At 70.9% G+C, this 910-nt stretch carries 2 protein-coding genes; both read left to right on the top strand.

The window, feature by feature from the left end; translation table 11 throughout:
- The first annotated feature begins 63 nt into the window (after positions 1–63).
- Positions 64–375, top strand: a complete 312-nt coding sequence (locus tag CUD01_RS16320) for a WXG100 family type VII secretion target (RefSeq protein WP_094180793.1) — start codon at positions 64–66, stop codon at positions 373–375.
- Positions 376–389: 14 nt separating this feature from the next.
- Positions 390–674 carry a WXG100 family type VII secretion target gene (locus CUD01_RS16325; protein WP_094182305.1) on the top strand — a complete coding sequence of 95 codons (285 nt, stop codon included), beginning with the start codon at positions 390–392 and terminating at the stop codon, positions 672–674.
- The last annotated feature ends 236 nt before the right edge of the window (positions 675–910 follow it).

The raw sequence follows: 910 nt of genomic DNA on the forward strand, positions 1-910 counted from the left end.
ACGTGGCTCGTCCGGGTCGCGTGCCGGCGTCGGCCCTCAGGGGTCGGGCATGGGGGAGGTGTCATGGCCGCTGAGGTCTCCGCAGCAGATGGTGCGATCAAGCAGGGCGCGGACGTGGTCGCGCGTACGCGCAGCGAGCTGCGCTCGGAGCTGTCCGCGCTCGAGGGCAAGCTGTCCGGGATCGGGTCGCACTGGCAGGGTCAGGGCGCGGTCGCGTTCAACCAGCTGATGGTCCGCTGGCGCGACGACGCGTCGAAGATCGTCGCCGCACTCGACGAGTTCGAGCAGAACCTGCTCACGTCGCAGTCCACGTACTCCGCGTCGGACGAGACGCAGCAGTCGACGTTCTCGCGCCTGTCCGGGCGCCTGGGCTGAACGAGGGGATCATCATGAGCGACCTGAAGGTGAACTTCGGTGGCCTGTCCACCGCCGCCGCCGACATCCAGTCCGGCGCCTCGCACATCGAGTCCCGTCTGAACGACATGGACTCCTCGCTGCAGCCGCTGCGGGCGAACTGGTCCGGCGAGGCCGCCGGCTCGTACGAGGCCGCGCGCGCCAAGTGGACCGCCGCGATCACGGACATGAAGGCGCTGCTGGCCGAGATCGGCCGCGCCGTGGCCACGTCGAACGACGACTACCAGGCCACCGAGCGGGCCAACGCCGCCCGCTGGTGACCCTGCGTCGGACCTGACCTGCGTCGGGCGGGTGACCGGGACACCGGCACCCGCCCGACGCACGCACCGTGTCTCGGCGTGCACCGGTCGGACCAGCCGGTCGGACCAGCCGGTCGGACCAGCCGGCCGGGTCAACCGATCGGGCGAACAGTGCCCACCAGGTGGCTGACCGATCCGCAGGGTCCGGCGCCTACGGATAAGGTGGGGCCGGTTTCGCGACCATTCGTCCGGAACCG

The sequence above is a fragment of the Cellulomonas uda genome, assembly GCF_006538705.1.
Classification (GTDB): Bacteria; Actinomycetota; Actinomycetes; order Actinomycetales; family Cellulomonadaceae; genus Cellulomonas; species Cellulomonas uda.

Excerpts from the sequence above, each read along its gene's own strand:
- CUD01_RS16320 (WP_094180793.1), top strand. The coding sequence starts at position 64 with ATGGCCGCTGAGGTCTCCGCAGCAGATGGTGCGATCAAGCAGGGCGCG.
- CUD01_RS16325 (WP_094182305.1), top strand. The coding sequence starts at position 390 with ATGAGCGACCTGAAGGTGAACTTCGGTGGCCTGTCCACCGCCGCCGCC.